This window comes from Pseudomonas sp. CFBP 13602 (assembly GCF_014842725.1).
Classification (GTDB): domain Bacteria; phylum Pseudomonadota; class Gammaproteobacteria; order Pseudomonadales; family Pseudomonadaceae; genus Aquipseudomonas; species Aquipseudomonas baltica.
Genome location: NZ_JACYVT010000006.1, coordinates 77,064 through 100,185, shown reverse-complemented (window position 1 = coordinate 100,185; position 23,122 = coordinate 77,064). Strand labels below are relative to the sequence as shown.

Annotated in this window: 20 protein-coding genes; 14 read left to right on the top strand and 6 right to left on the bottom strand. The window is 64.1% G+C overall.

From position 1 onward, the window contains the following. Nucleotides 1–38: 38 nt before the first annotated feature. Nucleotides 39–923 (bottom strand): LysR family transcriptional regulator, encoded by an 885-nt coding sequence (locus tag IFU31_RS13820; RefSeq protein ID WP_192103297.1) that lies wholly within the window; start codon nt 921–923, stop codon nt 39–41. A 529-nt stretch (nt 924–1,452) separates the two neighbouring features. On the opposite strand from IFU31_RS13820, the gene egtB reads away from it, so the two are divergent. Then, nucleotides 1,453–3,600 carry an ergothioneine biosynthesis protein EgtB gene (gene egtB / locus IFU31_RS13815; RefSeq protein ID WP_192103294.1) on the top strand — a complete coding sequence of 716 codons (2,148 nt, stop codon included), beginning with the start codon at nt 1,453–1,455 and terminating at the stop codon, nt 3,598–3,600. Nucleotides 3,601–3,633: 33 nt separating this feature from the next. Next, nucleotides 3,634–6,222, top strand: coding sequence for a DNA ligase D (ligD, locus tag IFU31_RS13810; RefSeq protein WP_192103292.1), 2,589 nt, complete (start codon nt 3,634–3,636; stop codon nt 6,220–6,222). Nucleotides 6,223–6,250: 28 nt separating this feature from the next. Here ligD and uraH read toward each other — a convergent pair whose 3' ends face one another. Continuing rightward, the gene (uraH, locus tag IFU31_RS13805) at nt 6,251–6,604 is read right to left on the bottom strand and encodes a hydroxyisourate hydrolase (protein ID WP_122477396.1); all 354 of its coding nucleotides are present in this window, start codon (nt 6,602–6,604) and stop codon (nt 6,251–6,253) included. A gap of 328 nt (nt 6,605–6,932) precedes the next feature. On the opposite strand from uraH, the gene puuE reads away from it, so the two are divergent. The 4 genes from puuE (at nt 6,933) to IFU31_RS13785 (ending at nt 10,016) form a co-directional block, all read left to right on the top strand. After that, entirely contained in the window at nt 6,933–7,862 is a 930-nt protein-coding gene (gene puuE, locus IFU31_RS13800) for an allantoinase PuuE (protein ID WP_192055561.1), read from the top strand. Beyond that, nucleotides 7,859–8,374, top strand: a complete 516-nt coding sequence (gene uraD / locus IFU31_RS13795; protein ID WP_192103290.1) for a 2-oxo-4-hydroxy-4-carboxy-5-ureidoimidazoline decarboxylase — start codon at nt 7,859–7,861, stop codon at nt 8,372–8,374. The genes puuE and uraD overlap by 4 nt, the downstream gene beginning before the upstream one ends. A gap of 69 nt (nt 8,375–8,443) precedes the next feature. Continuing rightward, on the top strand, nt 8,444–9,439 hold the full coding sequence (gene alc, locus IFU31_RS13790; RefSeq protein ID WP_192103288.1) for an allantoicase: 996 nt from the start codon (nt 8,444–8,446) through the stop codon (nt 9,437–9,439). 73 nt (nt 9,440–9,512) lie between these two features. Then, the gene (locus IFU31_RS13785; RefSeq protein ID WP_192103286.1) at nt 9,513–10,016 is read left to right on the top strand and encodes an ureidoglycolate lyase; all 504 of its coding nucleotides are present in this window, start codon (nt 9,513–9,515) and stop codon (nt 10,014–10,016) included. A gap of 110 nt (nt 10,017–10,126) precedes the next feature. On the opposite strand, the gene IFU31_RS13780 is transcribed toward IFU31_RS13785, so the two are convergent. Next, complete coding sequence (locus IFU31_RS13780; protein ID WP_185793048.1) at nt 10,127–11,323, bottom strand: aminotransferase-like domain-containing protein; 1,197 nt, start codon at nt 11,321–11,323, stop codon at nt 10,127–10,129. 282 nt (nt 11,324–11,605) lie between these two features. On the opposite strand from IFU31_RS13780, the gene IFU31_RS13775 reads away from it, so the two are divergent. From IFU31_RS13775 to IFU31_RS13760, 4 genes are read left to right on the top strand one after another with little or no spacing between them, the layout of a single operon-like run. Then, the gene (locus tag IFU31_RS13775) at nt 11,606–12,217 is read left to right on the top strand and encodes a paraquat-inducible protein A (RefSeq protein ID WP_192059840.1); all 612 of its coding nucleotides are present in this window, start codon (nt 11,606–11,608) and stop codon (nt 12,215–12,217) included. Beyond that, nucleotides 12,214–12,828, top strand: a complete 615-nt coding sequence (locus IFU31_RS13770; RefSeq protein WP_122477384.1) for a paraquat-inducible protein A — start codon at nt 12,214–12,216, stop codon at nt 12,826–12,828. Before IFU31_RS13775 ends, IFU31_RS13770 begins: the two co-directional genes overlap by 4 nt. After that, nucleotides 12,821–14,503: a PqiB family protein gene (locus IFU31_RS13765; RefSeq protein WP_192103284.1), complete on the top strand. Its 1,683-nt coding sequence runs from the start codon at nt 12,821–12,823 to the stop codon at nt 14,501–14,503. Before IFU31_RS13770 ends, IFU31_RS13765 begins: the two co-directional genes overlap by 8 nt. Beyond that, nucleotides 14,500–15,102, top strand: coding sequence for a PqiC family protein (locus tag IFU31_RS13760; protein WP_185793046.1), 603 nt, complete (start codon nt 14,500–14,502; stop codon nt 15,100–15,102). Before IFU31_RS13765 ends, IFU31_RS13760 begins: the two co-directional genes overlap by 4 nt. Here IFU31_RS13760 and IFU31_RS13755 read toward each other — a convergent pair. Both IFU31_RS13755 and phnN read right to left on the bottom strand, forming a co-directional pair. Beyond that, a complete protein-coding gene (locus tag IFU31_RS13755; RefSeq protein WP_122477379.1) occupies nt 15,095–15,511 on the bottom strand; it encodes a response regulator in 417 nt (138 codons plus the stop codon). The two genes, IFU31_RS13760 and IFU31_RS13755, sit on opposite strands and share 8 nt — an antisense overlap. A 163-nt stretch (nt 15,512–15,674) precedes the next feature. Then, nucleotides 15,675–17,468 (bottom strand): phosphonate metabolism protein/1,5-bisphosphokinase (PRPP-forming) PhnN, encoded by a 1,794-nt coding sequence (gene phnN / locus IFU31_RS13750; RefSeq protein ID WP_192103282.1) that lies wholly within the window; start codon nt 17,466–17,468, stop codon nt 15,675–15,677. Between the two features lie 577 nt (nt 17,469–18,045). Here phnN and IFU31_RS13745 point away from each other — a divergent pair. The 4 genes from IFU31_RS13745 to IFU31_RS13730 all read left to right on the top strand — a co-directional run bounded on the left by IFU31_RS13745 (nt 18,046) and on the right by IFU31_RS13730 (nt 22,007). Further along, nucleotides 18,046–19,341: an MFS transporter gene (locus tag IFU31_RS13745; protein ID WP_122477376.1), complete on the top strand. Its 1,296-nt coding sequence runs from the start codon at nt 18,046–18,048 to the stop codon at nt 19,339–19,341. 134 nt (nt 19,342–19,475) lie between these two features. Next, a complete protein-coding gene (locus IFU31_RS13740) occupies nt 19,476–20,453 on the top strand; it encodes an aliphatic sulfonate ABC transporter substrate-binding protein (protein ID WP_192103280.1) in 978 nt (325 codons plus the stop codon). Nucleotides 20,454–20,457: 4 nt separating this feature from the next. Continuing rightward, nucleotides 20,458–21,297 (top strand): ABC transporter permease, encoded by an 840-nt coding sequence (locus IFU31_RS13735; RefSeq protein ID WP_192103278.1) that lies wholly within the window; start codon nt 20,458–20,460, stop codon nt 21,295–21,297. Then, on the top strand, nt 21,294–22,007 hold the full coding sequence (locus IFU31_RS13730) for an ABC transporter ATP-binding protein (protein ID WP_192103276.1): 714 nt from the start codon (nt 21,294–21,296) through the stop codon (nt 22,005–22,007). The genes IFU31_RS13735 and IFU31_RS13730 overlap by 4 nt, the downstream gene beginning before the upstream one ends. Nucleotides 22,008–22,165: 158 nt before the next feature. On the opposite strand, the gene IFU31_RS13725 is transcribed toward IFU31_RS13730, so the two are convergent. Continuing rightward, nucleotides 22,166–23,023, bottom strand: coding sequence for an SDR family oxidoreductase (locus IFU31_RS13725; RefSeq protein ID WP_122477369.1), 858 nt, complete (start codon nt 23,021–23,023; stop codon nt 22,166–22,168). Nucleotides 23,024–23,122: the final 99 nt, after the last annotated feature.

Here is a 23,122-nt window from a genome sequence, read left to right as displayed (position 1 = left end):
AGCCACGTCTGATCTTGCGCACGGGCGCGACGCAGGCCTCAAAGATTGCCCAAATGCTCGCGCAGGAACTCGATCAATACCTGCACCGGCCGCGATGTCTGTCGATGCTGCGGATATACCGCCGAAAGGGCTAGGGGCTCGGTGACGAAGTCATCGAGTACGGTCTGCAACTGTCCCGAGCTGATTGCCTGCTGGACGATGAACCGAGGCAGGTAGGCGATCCCCATGCCGGCCACGGCAGCCTCGCAGAGCAGTTCGCCGTTGTTGGCACGCAGACGCCCGCCCACGCCGATTACCAACGGTTTGCCGTCCACCTGGAAACGCCACTGTACTTGCCGCGCGTGACCGTAAGGCAAGCAGTCGTGGGCCGCCAGGTCTTGCGGGGTGGCCGGGATGCCGCGTTCAGCAAGGTAGCCAGGGCTGGCACAGTAGACGCGTGCGATGGAGGCAATGCGCCGAGCGATCAGCGATGAGTCTTCCAGCATGCCGATGCGCAGGACGAGGTCGTAGCCCTCGCCGAGCAGGTCGACCGGGCGATCGCTGAGGTCCATCTCGACCTGCACCTGGGGGTAGCGCTGGAGGAATCGCGGCATCAGGGCGCTAAGTTGCGCCATGGCGAACGACAGCGGCGCACTCACGCGCAAGACGCCACGGGGTTCGGCAGCCTGCCCGGCTATGCCCTGCTCGACCTGTTCCACTTCCGCCAGCAGGCGCACGGCCGAGTCGTAGTAGCTCTGGCCCAGGGCGGTCACGTCGAGGCGTCGGGTGGAGCGATTGAGCAAGCGCGCGCCGAGACGGTTTTCCAGCTGCATCAAGCGCCGACTGATGTACTGCTTGGAAATCCCCAACTGCTCGGCAGCGGCGGTGAAGCTGCGTGATTCCAGCACCTGAACGAAAAGCCGCATGTCTTCGAAAGCGTTCATCGTCACTCCTTGGTTGACAATGCATTGTGGAACAGCCTTCCGGCCTGAACAACCGCAGTGCCCCCGGACGCGGCTCGCGCCGCTGCTACAGAGATCGCAAGCTGCATCCGGGAACACCGCACAGAGCCGGCCCGAGCATCTGTAGCAGCGGCGCGAGCCGCGTCGGCAGGCGCCGCACAGAGCCGGTCCGAGCATCTGTAGCAGCGGCGCGAGCCGCGTCGACAGGCGCCGCACAGAGCCGGTCCGAGCACCTGTAGCAGCGGCGCGAGCCGCNCGCGAGCCGCGTCGACAGGCGCCGCACAGAGCCGGTCCGAGCATCTGTAGCAGCGGCGCAAGCCGCGTCGGCAGGCGCCGCAATGCGTCAGGCCAAGGGTTTTCGATGAGCGGGCGAACCTGCCGGGGGTTGCACAGTCACACCCTTTAGCCCGTCGTTGAAGCTCAACGGCGCTCGTGCGGAAAGCGATAGAAAAGCGCTCCCGCGCCCGTTTCTTATCGTCGCCATCGACGGAGCCGTCGGAGCAGCCTCTTGATGAATAGTCTTTCCCAGCACGCCGTGCCCGTCATCCCCCTGCACGACCTGCTGCAACGCTTCAACCAGGTGCGTCGCCACAGCGAACACCTGGCCAGCCCGCTCAGCGCCGAAGACATGGGCGCACAATCGATGCCCGACGCGAGTCCGGCCAAATGGCACCTGGCGCATACCACCTGGTTTTTCGAAACGTTTCTGCTGGCCGAGCAACTGCCGCACTACACGCCCTTCGATCCCGATTTCTGCTACCTCTTCAACTCCTACTACGAAGCCGTCGGACCGCGCCAGCCGCGTCCACAACGTGGCCTGATGACCCGTCCGGGGCTCGACCGGGTACGCGCCTACCGCGCCCATGTCGACCAGCACATGCAAGACCTGTTGAGCGGCGACCTTGCGCCGGAAGTTCAGGCACTGATCGAACTGGGCCTGTCCCACGAGCAACAGCATCAAGAGCTGTTGCTGATGGACATCCTGCACTTGTTCAGCCTGTCGGCGCTCAAACCTGCCTACGACCCGGCATGGCCCGTCGACGCAACCGGCCAGCGTGGCCGGTTCATCGGGCATGCCGGCGGATTGGTGGAAATCGGTCACGCAGGCGATGGCTTCGCCTTCGACAACGAAGGCCCGCGGCACAAGGTATTCGCCCAGGCATTCGAAATCGCCGATCGCCTGGTCACCAACGGCGAGTGGCTGGAATTCGTCGAAGCCGGTGGCTACACCCAGGCGGGGCTGTGGCTGGCGGACGGCTGGGCGACGGTCCAGGGCGAAGGCTGGCATGCGCCGTTCTACTGGCAGCAGGACAACGCCGGCAACTGGCAGGAGATGAGCCTGCGCGGACTGCAACCCCTGCAACTCGACGCCCCTGTGGTGCACATCAGCTACTACGAGGCGGCAGCCTTCGCCCAATGGGCCGGCGCACGCCTGCCCACCGAAGCGGAATGGGAAATTGCCGCTGGCACCGGTCAGCTGCAGCAGCTCGACGATGTGGCCTGGCAATGGACGCAGAGCGCCTACAGCGCTTACCCCGGTTTTCAGCCGGCAGTCAGCGCCGTGGGTGAATACAACGGCAAGTTCATGATCAACCAGATGGTGCTGCGCGGCGGCGCAAGCATTACCCCGGTCGGCCACAGTCGCCCCACCTATCGCAACTTTTTCGGCCCGGCCTGCCGCTGGATGTTCTCGAGCCTGCGCCTGGCGCGCGACGTGACACCGTACAGCGCCCGCAACGATGGCAGCGACGAGTTCGCTCGCGATGCGGTGACCGGGCTGTCAGCCCCACAGAAGTCGATTTCACCCAAGTATTTCTACGATACCCAAGGCTCGCAGCTGTTCGAAGCCATCTGCACCTTGCCCGAGTACTATCCAACGCGTGCGGAAACTGCCCTGCTGACCGAAATCGCGCCGCAGCTCGCTGCGCTGATCGCCGAAGATGCAGCGCTGGTCGAATTCGGCGCCGGTGCCTGCGACAAGGTACGTCTGTTGCTGGATGCCGTGCCGCAGATCGGCCTGTACGTACCGATCGATATCTGCAGCAACGCGCTGGAACGGGCCGGCGCCCAGCTGCGCCAGCGCTACCCTGCCCTGCGCATTGCCCCGCTGGTCGATGATTTCACCCGTGCCCTGCACCTGCCGGAGGAAACCCGTGGCCACCCGCGCGTCGGCTTCTTCCCGGGTTCGACGCTGGGCAACTTCACTCGCCCGCAAGCCGTGCGTTTTCTGCGTTCGGCCCGCGAGCTGCTGGGGCCCGACGCGCGTTTCGTCATCGGGGTCGACATGGTCAAGGACATCGCCACCCTGGAGGCTGCCTACGATGACGCTGCGGGGGTTACGGCACGCTTCAACAAAAACCTGCTGACGCGCATGAATCGCGAGCTCGACGCCGACTTCGACGAACAGGCCTTCGACCATTTGGCGGTATGGAACCCCGACTACGAACGGATCGAAATGCATCTGGTCAGCCGCAAGGCGCAACAGGTTCGTGTGGCGGGACGCACGTTCGCCTTCAAGGCGGGGGAACGGTTGCACACCGAGAACTCGCACAAGTTCACCGTGCAATCCTTTACCGAACTGGCCGCCGCGGCCGGCTGGGAAGTCAGCGACCAATGGGTCGGTGAGTCGCCGCAGGTGGCGCTGTTCTGTCTGCGCTGATCCTGCTGCAGCGCATCATGAGTGAGGAACGCCATGAGCAAGGCATTGGAGGAGTACAACCGCAAGCGTGACTTCGATGCCACCCCGGAGCCTTCGGGCGGCGCACGCAGCGGCAAGCGCGGCAAGGCCGCGCAGGCCCTGCAGTTCTGCATCCAGAAGCACGACGCCAGCCACTTGCATTATGACTTTCGCCTGGAACTCGATGGCACTCTGAAAAGCTGGGCGGTGCCCAAGGGTCCGTCGCTGGACCCGAAGGCTCGACGCCTGGCGGTTCATGTCGAAGACCACCCGCTGGTTTACGCCGGCTTCGAAGGCAACATTCCCGAAGGGCACTACGGCGCCGGCGACGTGATCGTCTGGGACCGCGGCACCTGGATCCCCGAGGGCGACCCTCGCCAGGGCTATGAAAAGGGCAAGCTCAAGTTCGTGCTGCAGGGCGAGAAACTGGCTGGCGCGTGGAACCTGGTCAAGACCCACATGCCTGGCAAGCGTGAGCAGTGGTTCCTGATAAAGTCCAAGGACGAGGCCGCGCGTCCCTTGGCCGAATACGATGTGCTGGAGGCCCAGCCCGACAGCGTCCTCAGCGAGCGCACCCTCGTCCCGCGCAAGCGCAAAGGCAAAGTATCGACCAAGACGTCCGACAAATCCGTGGCCGAGCCGGCAGCCAAACCCCGGGCCGCTGGCAAAGGTGTGCAGCTGCAAGGCGCACGCGCCGCTGCGTTGCCGGCCAGCCTCAAGCCCGAGCTGGCGACCTTGGTGGACACCGCCCCGGACGGTGACTGGCGCTACGAGATCAAGTTCGACGGTTACCGTATCGTTGCGCGCATCGAAGACGCCGAGGTCCGCCTGTTCACGCGCAACGGCCACGACTGGACCGCCAGGATGCCGCGCCAGGCCAAGGCACTTGCGGCCCTGGGCTTGCAGTCGGCCTGGCTGGACGGTGAAGTGGTCGTGACCAACCAACAAGGCGTGCCGGATTTCCAGGCTCTGCAGAATGCCTTCGAAGAGCAACACAGCGGCGACATCGTCTTCTACCTGTTCGACATGCCTTACCTCAACGGCATGGACCTGCGCGAAGTGCCTGTCGAACAGCGCCGCAGTGCCTTGGCGAAGGTACTGGAAGCCAACGAGGACGATGCCCTGAAATTCTCGGACGACTTTGCCGACTCGGCCGAATCCCTGCTCGCCAGCGCGTGCCAGATGAACATGGAGGGGCTGATCGGCAAGCGTGTCGGCAGCCCTTATGTCTCGCGGCGCAGCAGTGACTGGATCAAGCTCAAGTGCAAGCGGCGCCAGGAGTTCGTCATCGTCGGTTACACCGAGCCCAAGGGCAGCCGCAGCGCATTCGGTGCCTTGCTGCTGGGCCTGCATGATGCCGACAGCGGCGAGTTGCGCTTTGCCGGCAAGGTCGGCACCGGCTTCAGTGAAGCCACGCTGCGAAGCCTGCACGCGCAGCTGCAGTCGCTGGAAACCGACGAGCCGGCGCTCGGCAACCCGCCCAAAGGCGCCGACGCGCGTGGCGTGCACTGGTTGCAGCCAACGCTTCTGGCGGAAGTGGCGTATGCCGAAATGACCCGTGACGGTGCCGTTCGCCATGCGGTTTTCCATGGTTTGCGCAGCGACAAGCCCGCCAGGAAAATCACTGCGGACAAGCCGGCTGCGAAAGCCAGCGACCCCCCTCGACTCGTGAAGCCGAAAAAGACACCTCGCAAGGCGGCTACCAAGGCAGACGACGCAGACTTGGTCGGTCAGGTGCGCATCACCCACCCGGAACGGGTGATCGATGCCGCCAGCGGTACCACCAAGATGCAACTGGCCGAATACTACGGGCGCATTTCACCCTGGTTGCTGCCGCACCTCAAGCAGCGTCCGGTGGCGCTGGTACGAGCGCCCGACGGGGTGGGCGGCGAACTGTTCTTCCAGAAGCACGCAGGCCACCTGGCGATCCCGCACATCGTCACCTTCGACAAGGAAGAGGCAGGCCAGGCCGCCATGGTCATCAACGACGGCCAGGCGCTGCTCGGCGCGGTGCAGATGGGCACGCTGGAGCTGCACACCTGGAACGCGACCACCAAGGATTTCGACCATCCGGACCGGTTCGTGCTCGACCTGGACCCCGATCCAGCCCTGCCCTGGAAAAGCATGGTCGAAGCCACCCAATTGACCCAGACCCTGCTCGACGAACTGGGCCTCGCATCGTTTCTCAAGACCAGCGGCGGCAAAGGCATGCACGTGGTGGTGCCGATCACCCGCAAGCTGGGTTGGGACGAGGTCAAGGCGTTCAGCCGCGCCGTGGTCGAGCACATGGCCAGGCTGATGCCGGAGCGCTTCAGCGCCGTGTCCGGCCCGAAAAATCGTGTCGGAAAGATCTTCATCGACTACCTGCGCAATGGCCTCGGCGCGACCACGGCCTGCGCCTACGCCGCACGGGCGCGTGACGGCTTGCCGGTTTCGGTTCCGGTCACCCGTGACGAAGTGGCACATATCAAGGGTGGCGATCATTGGAACATCGACAGCGTGCTCGAACGCCTGGCAGAAATGGATGACGATCCGTGGGCGGATTTTTTCACCACCCGCCAGAGCATCACCGTTGCGATGCGCAAGAAGCTCGGGCTCGATTGAGCACACCCTCACCCGGCAGCAACGCCGCTCAGCTGCCGCGGTAGGTGGAGTAGCTGTAGGGTGAAAGCAGCAGGGGCACATGGTAGTGCGCCTGGGTGGCGTCGATGCCGAAGCGCAGCACGATCTCGTCGAGAAAAGCCGGCGCAGCCATGAGCGTGCCACGGGCACGGTAGTAGTCGCCGCCGGCAAAATGCAGCTGATAGACGCCCGAACGGTAGTGCTCGCCTTCGAGCAACGGCACGTCGCAACGCCCGTCGGCATTGGTCACGGCCGTTGCCAGCAGCTGCAGCTGCTCGCCCTCGACCCGGTACAGGCGCACTTGGATGGCGTTACCAGGGCACCCATGTGCGGTGTCCAATACATGTGTGGTCAAGCGTCCCATGGTCGATGTTCACCTGATGAAGGGGTGCGTTCAGCGCGCACCGTGGTAGAGCGGGAACGGACTATTCGCGCCGAAACGGGGCATGGCGCGTGGCACGTTGCAAAGGAGCCGAACCAAAAATGCCGGAAGATCCTTATTGCTGACCGACCGGGCAGGTTTTTTGCAAGACTCTGGGCAAGTGCTTCTGCAAGGATGAAGCCATCTATCCGCCAGTTACGCGAGCTTACAAATTGCCCATGCCGATGTATACAATCCATTCAAGCGCGAAGCGGGCCCTTCCCGGGTGCGTCGTCGAGCCCGTTCTGCCACGCACAGAAGGAAGCCTGCGGTGAGCCCCGACTACCCCCGCGACCTGATCGGCTACGGTGACACGCCCCCTCATCCGCAGTGGCCGGGCCACGCCCGCCTTGCAGTGTCGTTCGTGCTCAACTACGAAGAAGGCGGCGAACGCAACGTGCTGCATGGCGACAGCGAGTCCGAGGCGTTCCTGTCGGAAATGGTCGCGGCTCAGCCGTTGCAGGGCCAGCGCAACATGAGCATGGAATCGCTCTATGAGTACGGCAGCCGCGCCGGCGTGTGGCGCGTGCTCAAGCTGTTTCGCAACGCCGGCATTCCCTTGACGGTCTTTGCCGTGGCCATGGCGGCGCAGCGCCACCCCGAGGCCATCCGGGCCATGGTTGCCGATGGCCATGAAATCTGCAGCCACGGCTATCGCTGGATCGACTACCAGAACATCGATGAAGCGCAGGAGCGCGAGCACCTGCGCGAAGCCATTCGCATCCTCACCGATATCACTGGCCAGCGACCGCTGGGCTGGTATACCGGTCGCACCGGCCCCAATACCCGGCGCCTGGTCATGGAAGAAGGCGGTTTTCTCTACGACAGCGACGCCTACGACGACGACCTGCCCTACTGGCAACCGGGCAGCGATGCGCGCCATGGGCATCTGGTGATCCCCTACACGCTGGACACCAACGACATGCGTTTCACCCAGGTGCAGGGTTTCAACAAGGGCGACGACTTCTTCGAGTACCTCAAGGACGCCTTCGACGTGCTGTATGCCGAAGGCGCGGACGCGCCGAAGATGCTCTCGGTAGGCCTGCACTGCCGCCTGATCGGCCGCCCCGGACGCCTCGCATCGCTCAAGCGCTTCATTGACTATGTCCAAAGCCATGAGCAGGTGTGGTGCGCACGGCGCGTGGACATCGCCCGGCACTGGCAGACCGTTCACCCCTACCCAGGCAGCCTTCGCCCATGAGTCACTTCCGTACCCTGCAACCCTCACGGCTAAGCCGCGCCGGTTTCATCTCCGCGTTCGGGGATATCTACGAGCACTCGCCCTGGATCGCCGAGCAGGCTTTCGAGCGCCTGCCGGTGGACCGCCGCGACGACATCGAGGCAGTGCATGCCTGCATGAGCCAGGTGGTGGCCGACGCCGACCGTGCCAGGTTGATGGCATTGATCAATGCGCACCCCGATCTGGCCGGCAAGGCTGCGGTGCAGGGCCAGCTCACCGCCGCCAGCACCCAGGAGCAGGCCGGTGCCGGCATCAGCCAATGTACCCCCGAGGAGTTTCAGCGCTTCACCGAGCTGAACGATGCATATCGTGCCCGCTTCGGCTTCCCGTTCATCATGGCGGTCAAGGGCAGCGACCGGCAGCAGATCTTGGCGGCCTTCGAGACGCGTATCGGCCATTCTCCCGAAGACGAATTCAGCTGTGCATTGCGCGAAATCGACAAGATCGCCCTGTTTCGTCTGCAAGCGTTGTAACCGCTGCAGCCATGCCATCGCGCCCGCCGCGATTTTCCTCTCACCACCGTTCAAGGCAGACCCGCATTCATGAAAGCCTACGCCGCACCGTTCCAGAAATACGTCAACCTGGCGGATGCCCGCCTCGGTACCCGCGCCATTTCGGTGACCGATGATTGGTTCGCCAACGTCAACCGGCTGTTCCAGCCCACCCCGGCGGTGTGGAAGGAAGGCGTGTTCGACGACAACGGCAAGTGGATGGATGGCTGGGAATCGCGGCGCAAGCGCTTCGAAGGCCATGACACGGCGGTGATCCGCCTGGGCGCGCCGGGCTCGATCAAGGGTGTGGACATCGACACCTCGTTCTTCACCGGCAACTTCCCTCCCTCGGCGTCACTGGAAGCGTGCTTCATCAGCGAAGGCGAGCCCGATGACCAGACGCAGTGGGTCGAGATCCTTGGCGCGGTGGAACTGCAGGGCAACAGCCATCACTACCACAGCATCGACAACGACAGCGCGTTCAGCCATCTGCGCTTCAACATCTACCCGGACGGCGGCGTCGCGCGCCTGCGCGTATACGGCATCCCTTTTCGCAGTTGGTCGAGCGTCAGCGACGAAGAGCCATTGGACCTTGCCAGCGCGCTCAACGGTGGACGCGCGCTGGCCTGTTCGGACGAGCACTACGGCAGCATGAGCAACCTGCTCAATCCCGGCCGCGGGGTCAACATGGGTGATGGCTGGGAAACCGCACGCCGACGCACGCCGGGCAATGACTGGGTCATCGTGGCCCTGGGTCACGCCGGGGTGGTGACGCAGGTGGTGGTCGACACCTTGCACTTCAAAGGCAACTACCCCGACAGCTGCTCGATCCAGGGCGCATTCGTCAAAGGTGGCACCGACAGCCAGATCGAGACCCAGAGCCTGTTCTGGCGCGAGCTGCTGCCCAGCCAGAAACTGCAGATGCACCAGGAACACAGCTTCGCCGAACAGATCAAGGCGCTGGGGCCGATCACCCATATCCGCCTGAACGTGTTCCCCGACGGAGGCGTGAGCCGCCTGCGCGTACTGGGTACCCTGGCCAGGTAGCCGGCTCGGCATCCGCTCGGCTGCCCAGGTGGATCGACCACCCAGGCAGCGTTAATCAACGACGAGGCCCTTCATGCGTACATTAACCATCGAACCCCTGAGCAAAGCCGCATTCGCCCTCTTCGGCGACGTCATCGAAACCCAGGGCAGCGCGCACTTCCTGATCAACAACGGCTCCACGCAACGCTTCGATCGCCTGGCCGACGTGCAGCTTGGCACTGCGCAGGATCAGGCCGTGATCAGCATCTTTCGCGCCCAGGCCCTGCCGATGCCGCTGACCGTGCGCATGCTGGAACGCCACCCGCTGGGCAGCCAGGCGTTCATCCCGTTGCAGGGCAAGGCGTTTCTTATCGTGGTAGCCCCGGCCGGTGAGGTGCCGCACAGTGAAGCAGTGCGAGCTTTTCGTAGCGACGGGCATCAGGGCATCAACTACCATCAGGGCGTCTGGCACCACCCGATATTGGCCTTGGCCGATGGCGATGACTTCCTGGTGGTGGACCGTAAAGGCCCTGGCAATAACTGCGACGAGTTCTTCTTCGAGGAGCGCGATTCATTGTCCCTGGATCCCTTACGGTAATTCTTGCCACGCATGGCTCGGCATGTCTGTAGCAGCGGCGCGAGCCGCGTCCGGCGTCTACGTGTTGTTTCAGATAGACCACAGCGCCGGTGACGCGGCTTGCGCCGCTGCTACAGGAAGGCGCGGCGCAGGCGCTCGAGGCCTTCGTCGATGTCGGCAAGCCCCGGCGCGGCGAACGACAGGCGAATGCTGCTTGGGTCGGGGTCGTGGGCATAGAACGCGCTGCCCGGCACGAACAGCACCTTCTGCTCGATCGCGCGCGGCAGCAGCGCCTTGGCGTCCAGCCCGTGGCGGCAGCGACCCCAGACGAACATTCCCCCAGCAGGCGGGCTGACCTCCAGGTATTCGGCCATCGGCTGCAGCCCTGCCAGCATCCGCTCGCATTTCTTCCGGTAGCCCTCGGCCAGGCCCGGCAAAGCCCGCTCCAATGCCCCCGCCGCAAGGTAGTTGGCCGCGATTCGCTGCGCCCAGGGCGAGGTGCAGAGGTCCACGGTCTGCTTGGCCACCAGGCAGCGCTGGCGGATCGCCGCAGGTGCTACCATCCAGCCCACGCGCAGCCCTGGCGCCAGCACCTTGGACAGACTGGACAGATGGATCACCCGGCCCTCGGCGCCCTCGACCTGGCGACTCAGTGCCAGCAGCGACGGCACGTCCTCACCGGCGAAACGCAACGCACCGTAGGGATCGTCTTCGACCAGCAGAAAATCGTGCGCGACCGCCAACTTCAATAGTGCCAGGCGTCGCGCCAACGGCAGGCAGGCCCCGGTAGGGTTGGCGAAGGTCGGTACGCAATACAGCATGGCCACATCGCCGGGCGTACGCTGGGCGAGTTGTTGCGCCAACGCGTCGGTGTCCAAGCCGTCGGCATCGGTCGCCGCGCTGAGCACCTGCGCCCCGGCCAGGCGCAACGCCTGCAGCGCTGCTGGATAGGTCGGGCATTCCACCAGCACCGTGGCGCCGGGTACCAGAAGCACCTTGAGCAACAAGTCGAAGCCTTGCTGCGAGCCGGTCGTCACCACCATGTCCTCGGTCTTCACCGCGGCGCCGCGTCGCTGCATCAGCTCCGCCAGCTGTTCGAGCAGAGCGGGCAGGCCTTCGGTGGCGGCGTATTGCAGGCAGTCCAGGGGCGTTTCGCGCATGGCCTGCTCTGCGGCGTCACGCAGGCCGGACTGGTCGAAGAACGTCGAGGCCGGATAGCCGCCGGCGAAGGAAATCATGCCCGGCAGCGACAGGTACTTGAACAGCTCGCGTATGGCCGAGCCTGTGGGGTTTTCGAAGGCTGGGGTGAAACGGTAGTCCAGGGCCATGACAATGCTCGACGACGGATGTGCCGAAAGTATCGAGGCGGGCGAATACTCGTCACAAGCGAGGATATTTCCAGATGTCATGCCATTTGGTGCTGACAACGCGCAGGCGAGAAAAACACGGCTCGCCCCTGGTCCGCCGCGCATGGCTATCGCCAGACGGAACGCACACCACTATCATGACTCAGATACTCATGGCACCGCGCCACTGGACTAGACATGTCGCGTCGAATCTGGGGAAATGCGCGCCCTTGTCCGCAGGCCTTCACCCATGCCCATTGTCGAATGAATACGTCTTCGCGCCGCATCATCTGTGAACACTGCGATTCACTGTTCGAATCGGTGACGCTGGCCCATGGTCAAAAAGCCGAATGCACGCGCTGTGGCGCGGTGCTCGAACGCGGCCATCGCCTGAGCATCCAGGCGTTGTTCGCCCTCGCGCTGACCGCAGCCATGCTGTTCCTGCTGGCCAATGCCTTCCCGGTGATCAGTATCAGCATGGAAGGCCTGAGCAACCAGGCCACCCTGCTCGCTTCGGTCGAGGCGTTGGCCCAAGGGCGCATCACGCCCATGGCCGCCGTCACCGGGCTGACCATCATCCTCGCCCCGCTGTTGCAGATCTGCCTGCTGTGCTGGCTGCTCGGGTTCGCCACTGCAGGGCGCGCCGCGCCCGGCTTTCGCACCTGCATGCGAGCCCTGGAACACCTGCGCCCATGGAGCATGCTCGAAGTCTGCCTGTTGGGCATTCTGGTCGCCATCATCAAGCTGGCCGGCATGCTCGACGTGCATCCTGGCGTCGGCCTGTGGGCGCTGGGCATGGTCACGGTGCTGCTGATCCTGATTTCGGGCAAGGGCATCCGCCGGCTCTGGGATGACCTGGAAGGACAGCTGCGATGAGCGAGCCGGTCTACGCCCGACAACTGGGCCTGGTGCTGTGCCACACCTGTGGGCATATCTGCCAGACAGGTGAACATCACTGCCCGCGCTGCCACTCCACAGTCCACGCACGCAAGCCCGACAGCATTGCCCGTACCTGGGCGCTGCTGATCGCGGCCCTGATCCTGTACATCCCCGCCAACCTGCTGCCGGTGATGCGCACCAACATGTTCGGCAATGCCAGCGAAAACACCATCATGAGTGGTGTCATCGAGTTCTGGCACGGCGGCTCGTGGGACATCGCCGTGCTGATCTTCTTCGCCAGCGTGGTGGTGCCCTGCATGAAGTTCATGATCCTGGGCACGCTGCTGATAACCTGTCAGCGCAAGAGCCACTGGGCCATGCGCGAGCGGGCCCGGCTGTATCGCTTCATCGAGTTGATCGGCTATTGGTCGATGCTCGACGTGCTGGTGGTGGCGCTGGTGGCCGCGCTGGTGCAGTTCCGTTCGCTGAGTTCCATCGACCCATTGCTGGGTATCGTGTTTTTCGGTCTGGTGGTGGTACTCACCATGCTTGCCGCCATGAGTTTCGATCCCCGGCTCATCTGGGATGTAGAGGTTGAAGATGTCTGATCGTCCAGGTTCCACCCCCTCGTCCCCTGCCGCTGCGCCGGCGGTCAAGACGCGTCGTTTCAATGTCTCGCTGGTGTGGATCGTGCCGATCATCGCCGCCGTGGTGGGCGCCTCGATGCTGATCAGCAACGGCCTCAATGCCGGGCCGCAGATCGAGATCAGCTTTCAGACCGCCATGGGCCTGGAGGCCAACAAGACCCAGGTCAAATACAAGAACGTGGTGATCGGCCAGGTGACCGCCATCGCGCTCAGCGACGATCGCAGCCATGTGGTGGCCAAGGTTGACCTGAACAAGTCCGCCGAAGGCTTCACCGCCGAAGACTCGGTGTTCTGGGTGGTGCGCCCGCGCATCGGTGCCAATGGCATTTCCGGCGTCGACACCCTGCTCTCCGGTGCCTTCATCGGCGCCGACGCGGGCAGCGCCGAGGAGCGCAAGAAGCAGTTCGTCGGCAAGGAAACACCACCGCCGATCACCTATGGCGAGCAAGGCAAGCGGTTCACCCTGCACACCGAGGACCTGGGTTCGCTGGACATCGGCTCGCCGGTCTACTATCGCCGCATCGAAGTCGGCCAGGTGGTGTCGTACCAACTGGCCGAGGACGGCAAGGGTGTCGACGTGGAGATCTTCGTGCATGCGCCCAACGACAAATTCGTTACCACCGACACGCGCTTCTGGAACGCTAGCGGCATCGACCTGACCGTGGGTGCCAGCGGCCTGAAGGTGAACACCGAATCGCTGTCGACCATCCTTGCCGGCGGTGTCGCTTTCGTCGAGCCCAAGTACAGCCCCAACGCGACGCCGGCCACCGAACGCTCGCGCTTCGACCTGTTCGGGGATCAGGAAACCGCACTGGCGCCGCCCGACGGTGATCCACGCTACATCAGCATGAACTTCAACCAGTCGCTGCGCGGCCTCACGGTCAACGCGCCGGTGGAGTTCATGGGCGTCAACATCGGTCGGGTGGTCTCGGTCAACCTGGACTACGATGCCAAGACCAAGAGTTTTCCCAGCGTGGTCGGCGCGGTGATCTACCCGGATCGCCTGGGCAAGGCGCACGAAAAGCTGCTCAAGCAGATGGGCACCGAGGACGACGAACGTTCGGCCCAGCTGATGTCGGCCTTCGTCAAGCAGGGCCTGCGCGCCCAGGCTCGCAGCGCCAACCTGATCACCGGCCAGTTGTATATCTCGCTGAGCTTCATACCCAATGCCACGCCCGTGGCCTTCGACATGGCCGCTCGCCCGCTGCGCATTCCAACGGTGCCGGGCAGCCTGGACAAGGTTCAGGAACAACTGCAGGGTGTAGTCGACAAGATCAGCAAGCTGCCACTCGACGAGATCGCCACCAACCTCAATGGCAGCCTGAGCGAGATGCAGAAGACCCTGCGTCAGGTCAATGCCGAGGTGCTGCCGCAGATGCGCGGCACCCTGCAACAGACGCAAAAGACGCTCGCCGCGGCGAATTCGACGTTTGCCGACGACTCGCCGGAGCGCCAGCAGCTGAGCCAGGCCATGGATGAAGTTCAGCGCACCGCGCGCTCGGTGCGCGTACTGACCGACTTCCTCAGCCGCAACCCGGAAGCGCTGATCCGTGGCCGCACCAAACAGGGCGAGCCGGACGCCTTCCGCAGCCCGAGCAATACTTCACGTGAAATCCAACCGGAAGCTCAACCATGATCAAACGCACCCTGATGCTGGCCGCAAGCCTGGGCCTGAGTGCCTGCAGCTCGCCGGTCACCCACTACTACACATTGCAGGACACCGCGCCAAGCACCCCGGCCCGCCTGGCCGCGCCGTCGTTCCAATTCGAGATGCTGGGCGTGCGGATGCCGGTGCAGGTCGATCAGCCACAACTGGTGGTGCGGCAGAACCAGGGCAACCTCGCCATTCTGGAAAACGATCGTTGGAGCGCGCCGTTGGCCGATGAGTTTCACGATGCCCTGACCGATCGCCTCGAACGCCAACTGGGCACGCGAGACCTGGCCGGGCTACCCAAGGACGCGCAGCGCCCGGTGCTGTCGTTGCAGACCGACGTGCGGCGCTTCGACTCGCTGCCGGGGCAATATGCACTGGTCGACGTGGTGTGGAGCCTGGGCCTGCGCGGGGGTGCGCAGCCGCGCCGTAGCTTGACCTGTGCGAGTCAGATCCGCGAAACGGCGGGAGTGGAATTGAGCAGCCTGGTGGTGGCACACCAGCGCGTGATCGATCAATTGGCGAAGCAGATCGCGACGACTGCTCGCCAGTGGGTGCAGGGCAGCGGCGCTTGCCCTAGCTGACAGCGCGCGGCACGGTGGCCAGGGCTTTCTCGACACCGTCGAGCAACTGCCCCAGGGTCCAAGGCTTGCGCACGAAGCTGACGGGAATGGTCACGCCGGAGCTTTCCGGTGTTTCGTGCCCCGACATGATCATGATCGGAATCTCGGGCCAGGTCTGTGCCGAATAGTTGGCCAGGCCTGCGCCGTTCATGCTGCCCGGCATCAGGATATCCGTCAGCAACAAACCCACTTCGTTGGAATGCTGGTTCAGAAACGCGAGGGCATGATCCGCAGATTCGACACCCTCGGTCTTCCAACCCTCGTCGGTCAGCAGCTCGCAGACGAATTCGCGAATCACGGCTTCGTCTTCCACCACCAGAACCAGGTTCGCTCCCTTGGAAGCGCCGTCGATGCGCGGCGAATCAGTCATTGCCAAATCCTTCTGTGTACTTGAATTGATTGAGGAAAGTAACCGCCGCGATGGCGACTCCCACACTCAGGTTAGGAGAGCGGAAAAGCCTGCGAATTCCATTTGTCGAGGTTGCGCCGACGAACGGTAACCCGCCCGCCTGGCGCGGCCGCCGCAACGGCGATCAGCGCGGGGTCGCAAGTTCGATTCCGCTGCAGGCATGGGCAAGCCGAGCCGCACATTCCAGACGGTCAGTGCTCGCGCCATGGATAACGTAGAGCACATCGCCCGGCGCCACTGGTGTGCCCTTGTCTACCTTCAGGTCGATGCCGGCGCCCTTGTGCCGGGGCGCCCCGGCGCACCGTGCGATTTCCGCCAGGCGCCAGCCGTCGAACCGGGCCACGTGGCCTTCGCAGGGTGCACGGACGGCGCAGGTCAGCGCGCTGGGCATCACCGGCACCCTGCGCCCCTGGGCGTCGATCATGCGCTCGAACGCAGCAAGGGCGCAGCCTTCGTCCAACAGCTGCTCGGCGCGTCGCCGACCCGCGGCGACGCTGCCGACCTGCGGGTCCCAGGCCAGAATCTGCGCGGCAAACACCAAGGCTTTCTCGCGCAGGTCGGCCGGTGCCTGCACAGCGCCTTCAAGCACCCAGCGTACATCGCGCACTTCGAGCGCCGGCCCGATACCGCGCCCCACCGGCCGCGACCCATCGGTGACGAGCGCCACCACGGTCAGGCCCAGCAACGCACCGACCTGCTCGAACAGCTCGCCCAGTGCCTGCGCTTGCTCGCGGCTTGCAAGCTTGGTACGCGGGCCGAACGGCAGATCGACGATGACATGGGTCGAACCGGCAGTCAGTTTCTTGGACAGAATGGAGGCCACGGCCCAACGTGTGGAGTCGATGCGCAGCGGGCGTGTGATGGTATTCATCACCTCATCGAGATGTGAATGGTTGAGGCGACCGTTCCAGGCAATGCAGGCGCCGGTGTCGGCCACGCACTGACGCACTTGCGCAGGCGTCAGCTCCACTTCGGCGAGGACTTCCATGGCGTCGGCCGTGCCGGCCGCCGAAGTGATCGCCCGCGACGAGGTCTTGGGCATGGCCAGCCCATGTGCCGCAACGATCGGCACCACGATCAGGGTAATCCGGCTACCGGGGACGCCACCCATCGAGTGCTTGTCGACCACCATGGGCCGGTCCCAGCGCATGATCGGTGAAAATCGCGTGCGCACCCTGGCCAAGGCCATCACCTCGGCATCCGACAGGTGCTGGCTGGCACTCACCAGGAAGGCGCCGATCTCGCTGTCCGTATAGCGACCCTCGATGATGTCGCGCAACAACGATTCGTACTGCGTTTCGTCCAGCGCGTGACCCTGGACCTTGCGCGCCAGCAGTGGATGGCTGGTCGGCAGACCGGCGTGACGTCGGGCGACGCTCTGCACGGCATCGATGAAACCTTCGATGCCAGCGGCCAGTGTGCCGTCGTTGTCGACGCGCAGGGTTTCGATGTCCGCCGGCAGCGTGTCCACCTGACGCAGCACCCGCGCACTGGCCTGCTCGGCGGTCTCCCGCCCGCGTCCCAGAATGCGCGCGGCAAGCACCTCTGGCGCGGCAGTGACCTCGATCACCACCAGATGCGGCACACGCGCCGCGGCCTCGCGGATCATCCTGCGCGAGCCGTTGGCGATGACGTGGCCACCCGCCTCCAACACCTGCAACAGATCGGCAGACAAGCCATAGCTCAGGCCGTGGGCATGCCAGCTGAGCAGGAACTCGCCGGCCGCGACGCTGGCCTGGAACTGCTCGGCAGTCACCCCCGTGTGGTCTTCGCCGGGCGCGCCGCTTGGGCGGGTGATGGTGCGCCGGGCGAACAGGTATCGACCGCTGCCGCCCAGTCGGGCGCGGGCGCCTTCGATGAGCGAGTCCTTCCCCGCTCCGCTTGGGCCGACTACAAAGAAAAAAATGCCCTGCGCCATAGAAGAAGATGCTCCGCCTTGCCCGGACCGATGCCGTCCGGCGTATGGCCGGATCGAGCGTGTGGATGAAAGCGACGCGGCGCGAACCTGCTCGCCGACGCCGGCAGTCTACGCGATTATTTGCGCCCCAGGCTGGCACCCGTGCTGCATGCATCGAGCGCAACGATTATCATCGCCACGCACCGAGCAGTGCGGCGTTCGCGGCCATGGACCGCTCCTACGAGGGTCCCCGTTCATCCGTAGGAGCGGTCATCGACCGCGAAACAGGCGCTGCGGTGTATCGGACAGACCGCGGCGCGGCATTCGCGGCCACGGACCGCTCCTACGAGGGTCCGCATTCATCCGTAGGAGCGGTCATCGGCCGCGAAACAGGCGCTGCGGTGTATCGGACAGACCGCAGTGCGGCGTTCGCGGCCATGGACCGCTCCTACGAGGGTCCGCGTTCATCCGTAGGAGCGGTCATCGGCCGCGAAACAGGCGCTGCGGTGTATCGGACAGACCGCAGTGCGGCGTTCGCGGCCATGGACCGCTCCTACGGGATACATCCCGACTTTCTCAATGCTTCAGGAGTTCTTGCATGTCATCCATCTCCGGCCTGCCCGAGCACGCGAGCGCTGAAACGTACCGCAAGATCGTCTGGCGGTTGATCCCGTTCCTGTGCTTCTGCTACCTGGCCTCGTACCTCGACCGCATCAACGTGGGCTTCGCCAAACTGCAGATGCTCGACACCCTGCACATGAGCGAAACCGCCTACGGACTGGGCGCAGGCCTGTTCTTCGTCGGCTACATCCTGTTCGAGGTGCCGAGCAACCTGGTGCTGCAGAAGGTCGGCGCGCGCCTGTGGATCGCGCGCATCATGATCAGTTGGGGCGTGCTCTCCGGGCTGACCATGTTCGTCACCAGCCAATGGCATTTCTACCTTCTGCGGTTTCTGCTGGGCGCCGCCGAAGCCGGGTTTCTGCCGGGCGTGCTGTTCTACCTGAGCCAATGGTTCCCGTCGTACCGACGCAGCCGCATCATCGCCCTGTTCATGATCGGCCTGCCGTTGTCGAGCCTGATCGGCGGCCCCCTTTCCGGCTGGATCATGGGCAGCTTCGACGGTGTCGGCGGCCTGCATAACTGGCAGTGGCTGTTCCTCCTCGAAGCCATTCCCACTGTGATACTGGGCGTGCTCTGCCTGGCCATCCTGCCCAATGGCATTGGCGATGCAACATGGCTGAGCGAGCGCGAGAAACACCAACTGCAGGCGGTGCTGGCCAGGGACGAGAGCGAAAACCGCGGCGGCCACTCGTTTCGTGCAGGCTTTTTCGACATCAAGGTGTGGATGCTCGGCGGCATCGATTTCTCGATTCTGCTGAGCGCCTACGCTATGGGGTTCTGGCTGCCCACGTTCATTCGCAATGCCGGGGTGGCGAATGCCGGCGACATCGGCCTGCTGGTGGCCATACCCAGCCTTGCCGGGCTGATCGGCATGCTGGCCATCGGCGCCAGTTCGGACCGATACCGCGAGCGGCGCTGGCACATCATCGTGCCTTTCATCGTCGGCGCCGCAGCGATGTTTCTCAGCACCTTCTTCACCCAGAACGTGGCAATCACGGTCCTGCTGTTCTCGGTGGCTTCGCTGGCCATCATTGGCGCAGTGCCGGTGTTCTTCAGCCTGCCGGCGACCTTTCTCAAGGGCACCGCAGCGGCCACCGGTTTTGCCCTGGCCTGCTCGCTGGCCAACATTGCCGGTCTGGTCAGCAATTCCCTGATGGGCGTGGTGATGGACCGTTTCCACAGCCCGCAGATTGCCCTGTGGATCTTCGCCGCCTGCCTGCTGCTCAGTTGCCTGCTGGTGCTGGCACTGCCGGCCAAGACCGTCAATCGCTGAGGGTGAGTGACCCGCGAGCGACTTGCCAGCAGTCTAAGCTAAGATCCAAAAGGTATTTACAGTTGGTTTTTTAGATCATTTAGGCTTGGGGTCCGGCGTGCCAGCCGGCTCTCCCCTGCCAAGGAATGATCACCATGACCCTGTTCTCACGCCTGTCCAAACCGCTGCTGGCTACCGCCGTGCTGCTGGCCGCCCTCGGCAGCACCGCCCAGGCCGCAGCGCCCGCCGAGGTTCGCCTGGACTACGCCTACTACTCGCCCACCAGCCTGGTGCTGCGACATTTCGGCTGGCTGGAGAAAGCCCTGCCCGGTACCAAGGTCGACTGGGTGCTCAGCCAAGGCAGCAATCGCTCCCTGGAATACCTCAACGGCGGCAGTATCGACTTCGCCTCGACCGCCGGCCTTGCGGCGGTGCTGAGCCGCGCCAATGGCAGCCCGATCAAGACCGTGTACATCGCCAGCCGCCCGGAATGGACGGCCCTGGCCGTGCGCAAGGACTCGCCGATCAAGAGCGTGGCCGATCTCAAGGGCAAGAAGATCGCCGCCACCAAAGGCACCGACCCTTTTCTGTTCACCTTGCGCAGCCTGCAGCAGGCTGGGCTGAGCAAGGATGATGTGGAGCTGGTCCACCTGCAGCATGCCGACGGCCGCATTGCTCTGGAACGTGGCGATGTCGACGCCTGGGCCGGGCTCGACCCGTTGCTGGCGGCCAGCCAATTGCAGGCTGGCTCACAGTTGCTGTATCGCAACATCGAGTTCAACAGCTACGGGGTGATCAGCGTCACCGAAACATTCGCGGCAGAACACGCCGACACCGTCGAGCAGGTCATCAAGGCCTACGAGCAGGCACGTACCTGGGCGCGGGAGCATCCCGACGATCTGGCAGCGCTGCTGGCCAAGGAATCCGGCTTGCCGCTGGATGTGGCCAAGCTGCAGCTGTCGCGTACCGACTTCAGCGATGCACAGCCAGGCCCCAAGCAGGTCGAAGCCCTGAAGGCTGCCGCACCGATCCTGACCGCCGAAGGCCTGGTGCGCAAAGGCGTGGACGTCAACGAGGTGGTCGATCGCCTGATCGAGCCGCGCTTCAGCGCGCAAGTCATCGGGAAGCCATGAATTCATGAGCACTTCGGAAAAAGCCCTGCCCAGGGTCGCCGCATCGTCCCCTGGGCGTGTATCGACGGCCTGGCGACGCGGCGCCAAGGGCTGGCTGCTGCCCTGCATGATCGTCGCAGTGCTGGAAGTCGTGGTGCGGGCCGGCTGGATTCCCGCCTACCAGATGCCGGCGCCCAGCGATGTGGCACTGACGCTGGTCGAACTGGCGCAGGGCGCGCTGGGCAAGCACGTTCTCGCCAGCGTGGGCCGCGTGCTGGCAGGTTTCGTCATCGGTGCGTCGCTGGCCCTGGTATTTGCCGCGTGGGTGGGCCTGAGCCGAGAAGCCGAAGCCTATCTGGAGCCGACCTTCGCGGGTCTGCGCGCCATACCGAGCCTGGCCTGGGTGCCCCTGTTGCTGCTGTGGCTGGGCATCGACGAGACGTCCAAGATCGTGCTTATTGCCATCGGCGCGTTTTTTCCGGTGTACGTCAACGGCGTTGCCGCCATTCGCAACATCGACCGCAAGCTGGTCGAGGTCGGCCAGATGTATGGTTTCAACGCCCGCCGACTGACCGTGCGTATCCTGTTGCCGGCGGCCATGCCGGGATTGTTCACCGGCCTGCGCAGCGGCCTGAGCATGGCCTGGATGTTTCTGGTCGCCGCCGAATTGATTGCCGCGACCAAAGGCCTGGGTTACCTGCTCAGCGACGGACGCGAAACCTCGCGGCCGGACATCGTGCTGGCGGCGATCCTCGCCCTGGCGGTGCTCGGCAAGCTCAGCGATGGCCTGCTTGCGGCCCTCGAGCGACGCTGCGTCAGCTGGCGCGATGCATTCACCGGCGAAGCCTCGGGGAGCCGCTCATGAACGATGCCCTGTTGAGCCTTCGCGTCCGGCGCAAGGCATTCGGCGACACCGTGGTGCTCAAGGACCTGGAACTGCAGTTGCAACCCGGTGAGCGGGTCAGCCTGCTGGGGCCCAGTGGTTGCGGCAAAAGTACGCTGCTGCGCATCGCCGCAGGGCTCGATCGGGACTACACCGGTGAGCTCGACAGCGCGGGCGACTCGGTGGCGTTCGTGTTTCAGGAACCGCGGCTGATGCCTTGGCTGAATGTAGAGCGCAACATCGGCTTTCACGATGATGGCCGCTACGATCCGGCCTGGGTGCGGCAATTGATCACCGAAGTCGGCCTGGACGGCTTCGCCGAGGCGCTGCCAAAAGCGCTGTCTGGTGGCATGGCGCAACGTGTGGCGATTGCCCGCGGGCTTTATTCCAGGCCCAAGGTGTTGCTGCTGGACGAGCCGTTCAGTGCCGTGGATGCGTTCACCCGAATGAAGCTGCAGGATTTGTTGCTGGACTTGGCTGAGCGCCATGACATCGCGTTGTTGCTGGTGACTCATGACGTGGATGAGGCGCTATATCTGAGTGATCGGGTGTTGGTGATGGGGCATCGGGCCAGTGGGATAGGCGGTGGGATCGATGTGGATCTGGCGCAGCCGAGGGATCGGCGGGATCCGGTGTTGGCTGAGCTGAGAATACAGGCCCTGACTCAGCTGAAGTCAGCGCATGTGGTTTGATCTTTGTGTATGGCTTGAGGGCCCATTCGCGGGCAGAGCCCGCTCCCACAGGAATCCCGGGTGGACTTGGGAGTATGTGGGAGCGGGGCGGGCGGCGAGCCCTCTGCCCGCGAAGAGGCCCGAGCGGACAAAACAAGGACCGCCAACCGGGCGCAGCATTACAGAATAGGCTTGCCCCCTGTCACCGCATAGCGCGAACCAGAGATATAGCTGCTCTCATCAGACCCGAGCAACACATAGATAGGCGACACCTCCACCGGCTGCCCCGGGCGACCCAGCGGGGTTTCCTCGCCAAAGGTCTTCACTGCGTCCGGCGGCATCGTCGCCGGAATCAATGGCGTCCAGATCGGGCCCGGTGCCACGCTGTTCACGCGAATGTTTTTCTTGCCCAGCAACTGCGCCAGGCCCGCGGTGAAGTTGGCAATCGCGCCCTTGGTGGTCGCGTAGGGCAGCAGGGTCGGCTTGGGCATGTCCGAGTTGACCGAGCTGGTGTTGATAATCGAACCGCCGGACGGCATGTGCGGCACTGCTGCCTTGCAGATACGAAACATCGCCGTGATGTTGATATCGAAGGTACGCACCCACTCCTCGTCAGGAATCTCGTCCAGGGTTTCGTGGCTCATCTGGAACGCGGCGTTGTTGACCAGAACGTCGATACGGCCGAAACGCTCGACAGTCTTCGCCACGATGGCCAGGCACTGCTCTTTCTCGGCCAGATCGCCTGGCAGCAGCAGGCACTGGCGTCCGGCTTCCTCGACGTAACGGGCGGTGTCCTTGGCGTCCTCATGCTCATCGAGGTAGGAAATCACCACGTCAGCGCCTTCGCGGGCATAGGCAATCGCCACAGCGCGGCCAATGCCGCTGTCGCCACCGGTGATCAGGGCGACCTTGTTGGCCATCCGTCCTGAGCCCTTGTAGCTGGTTTCGCCACAGTCGGGAACGGGATTCATCTTCGACTGCGTGCCAGGTACCGATTGCTGCTGCGGCTCGAACGGCGGAGTTGGATAGTTGGCCATGGGTATCTCCATAGGTTGGCAAAAAAAGGTGCGCAAAAAATGCGTTGCGAAAACATCCCTCGAAATGGATACGCGTGCAAAGTCGACTTCCTTGTCCGC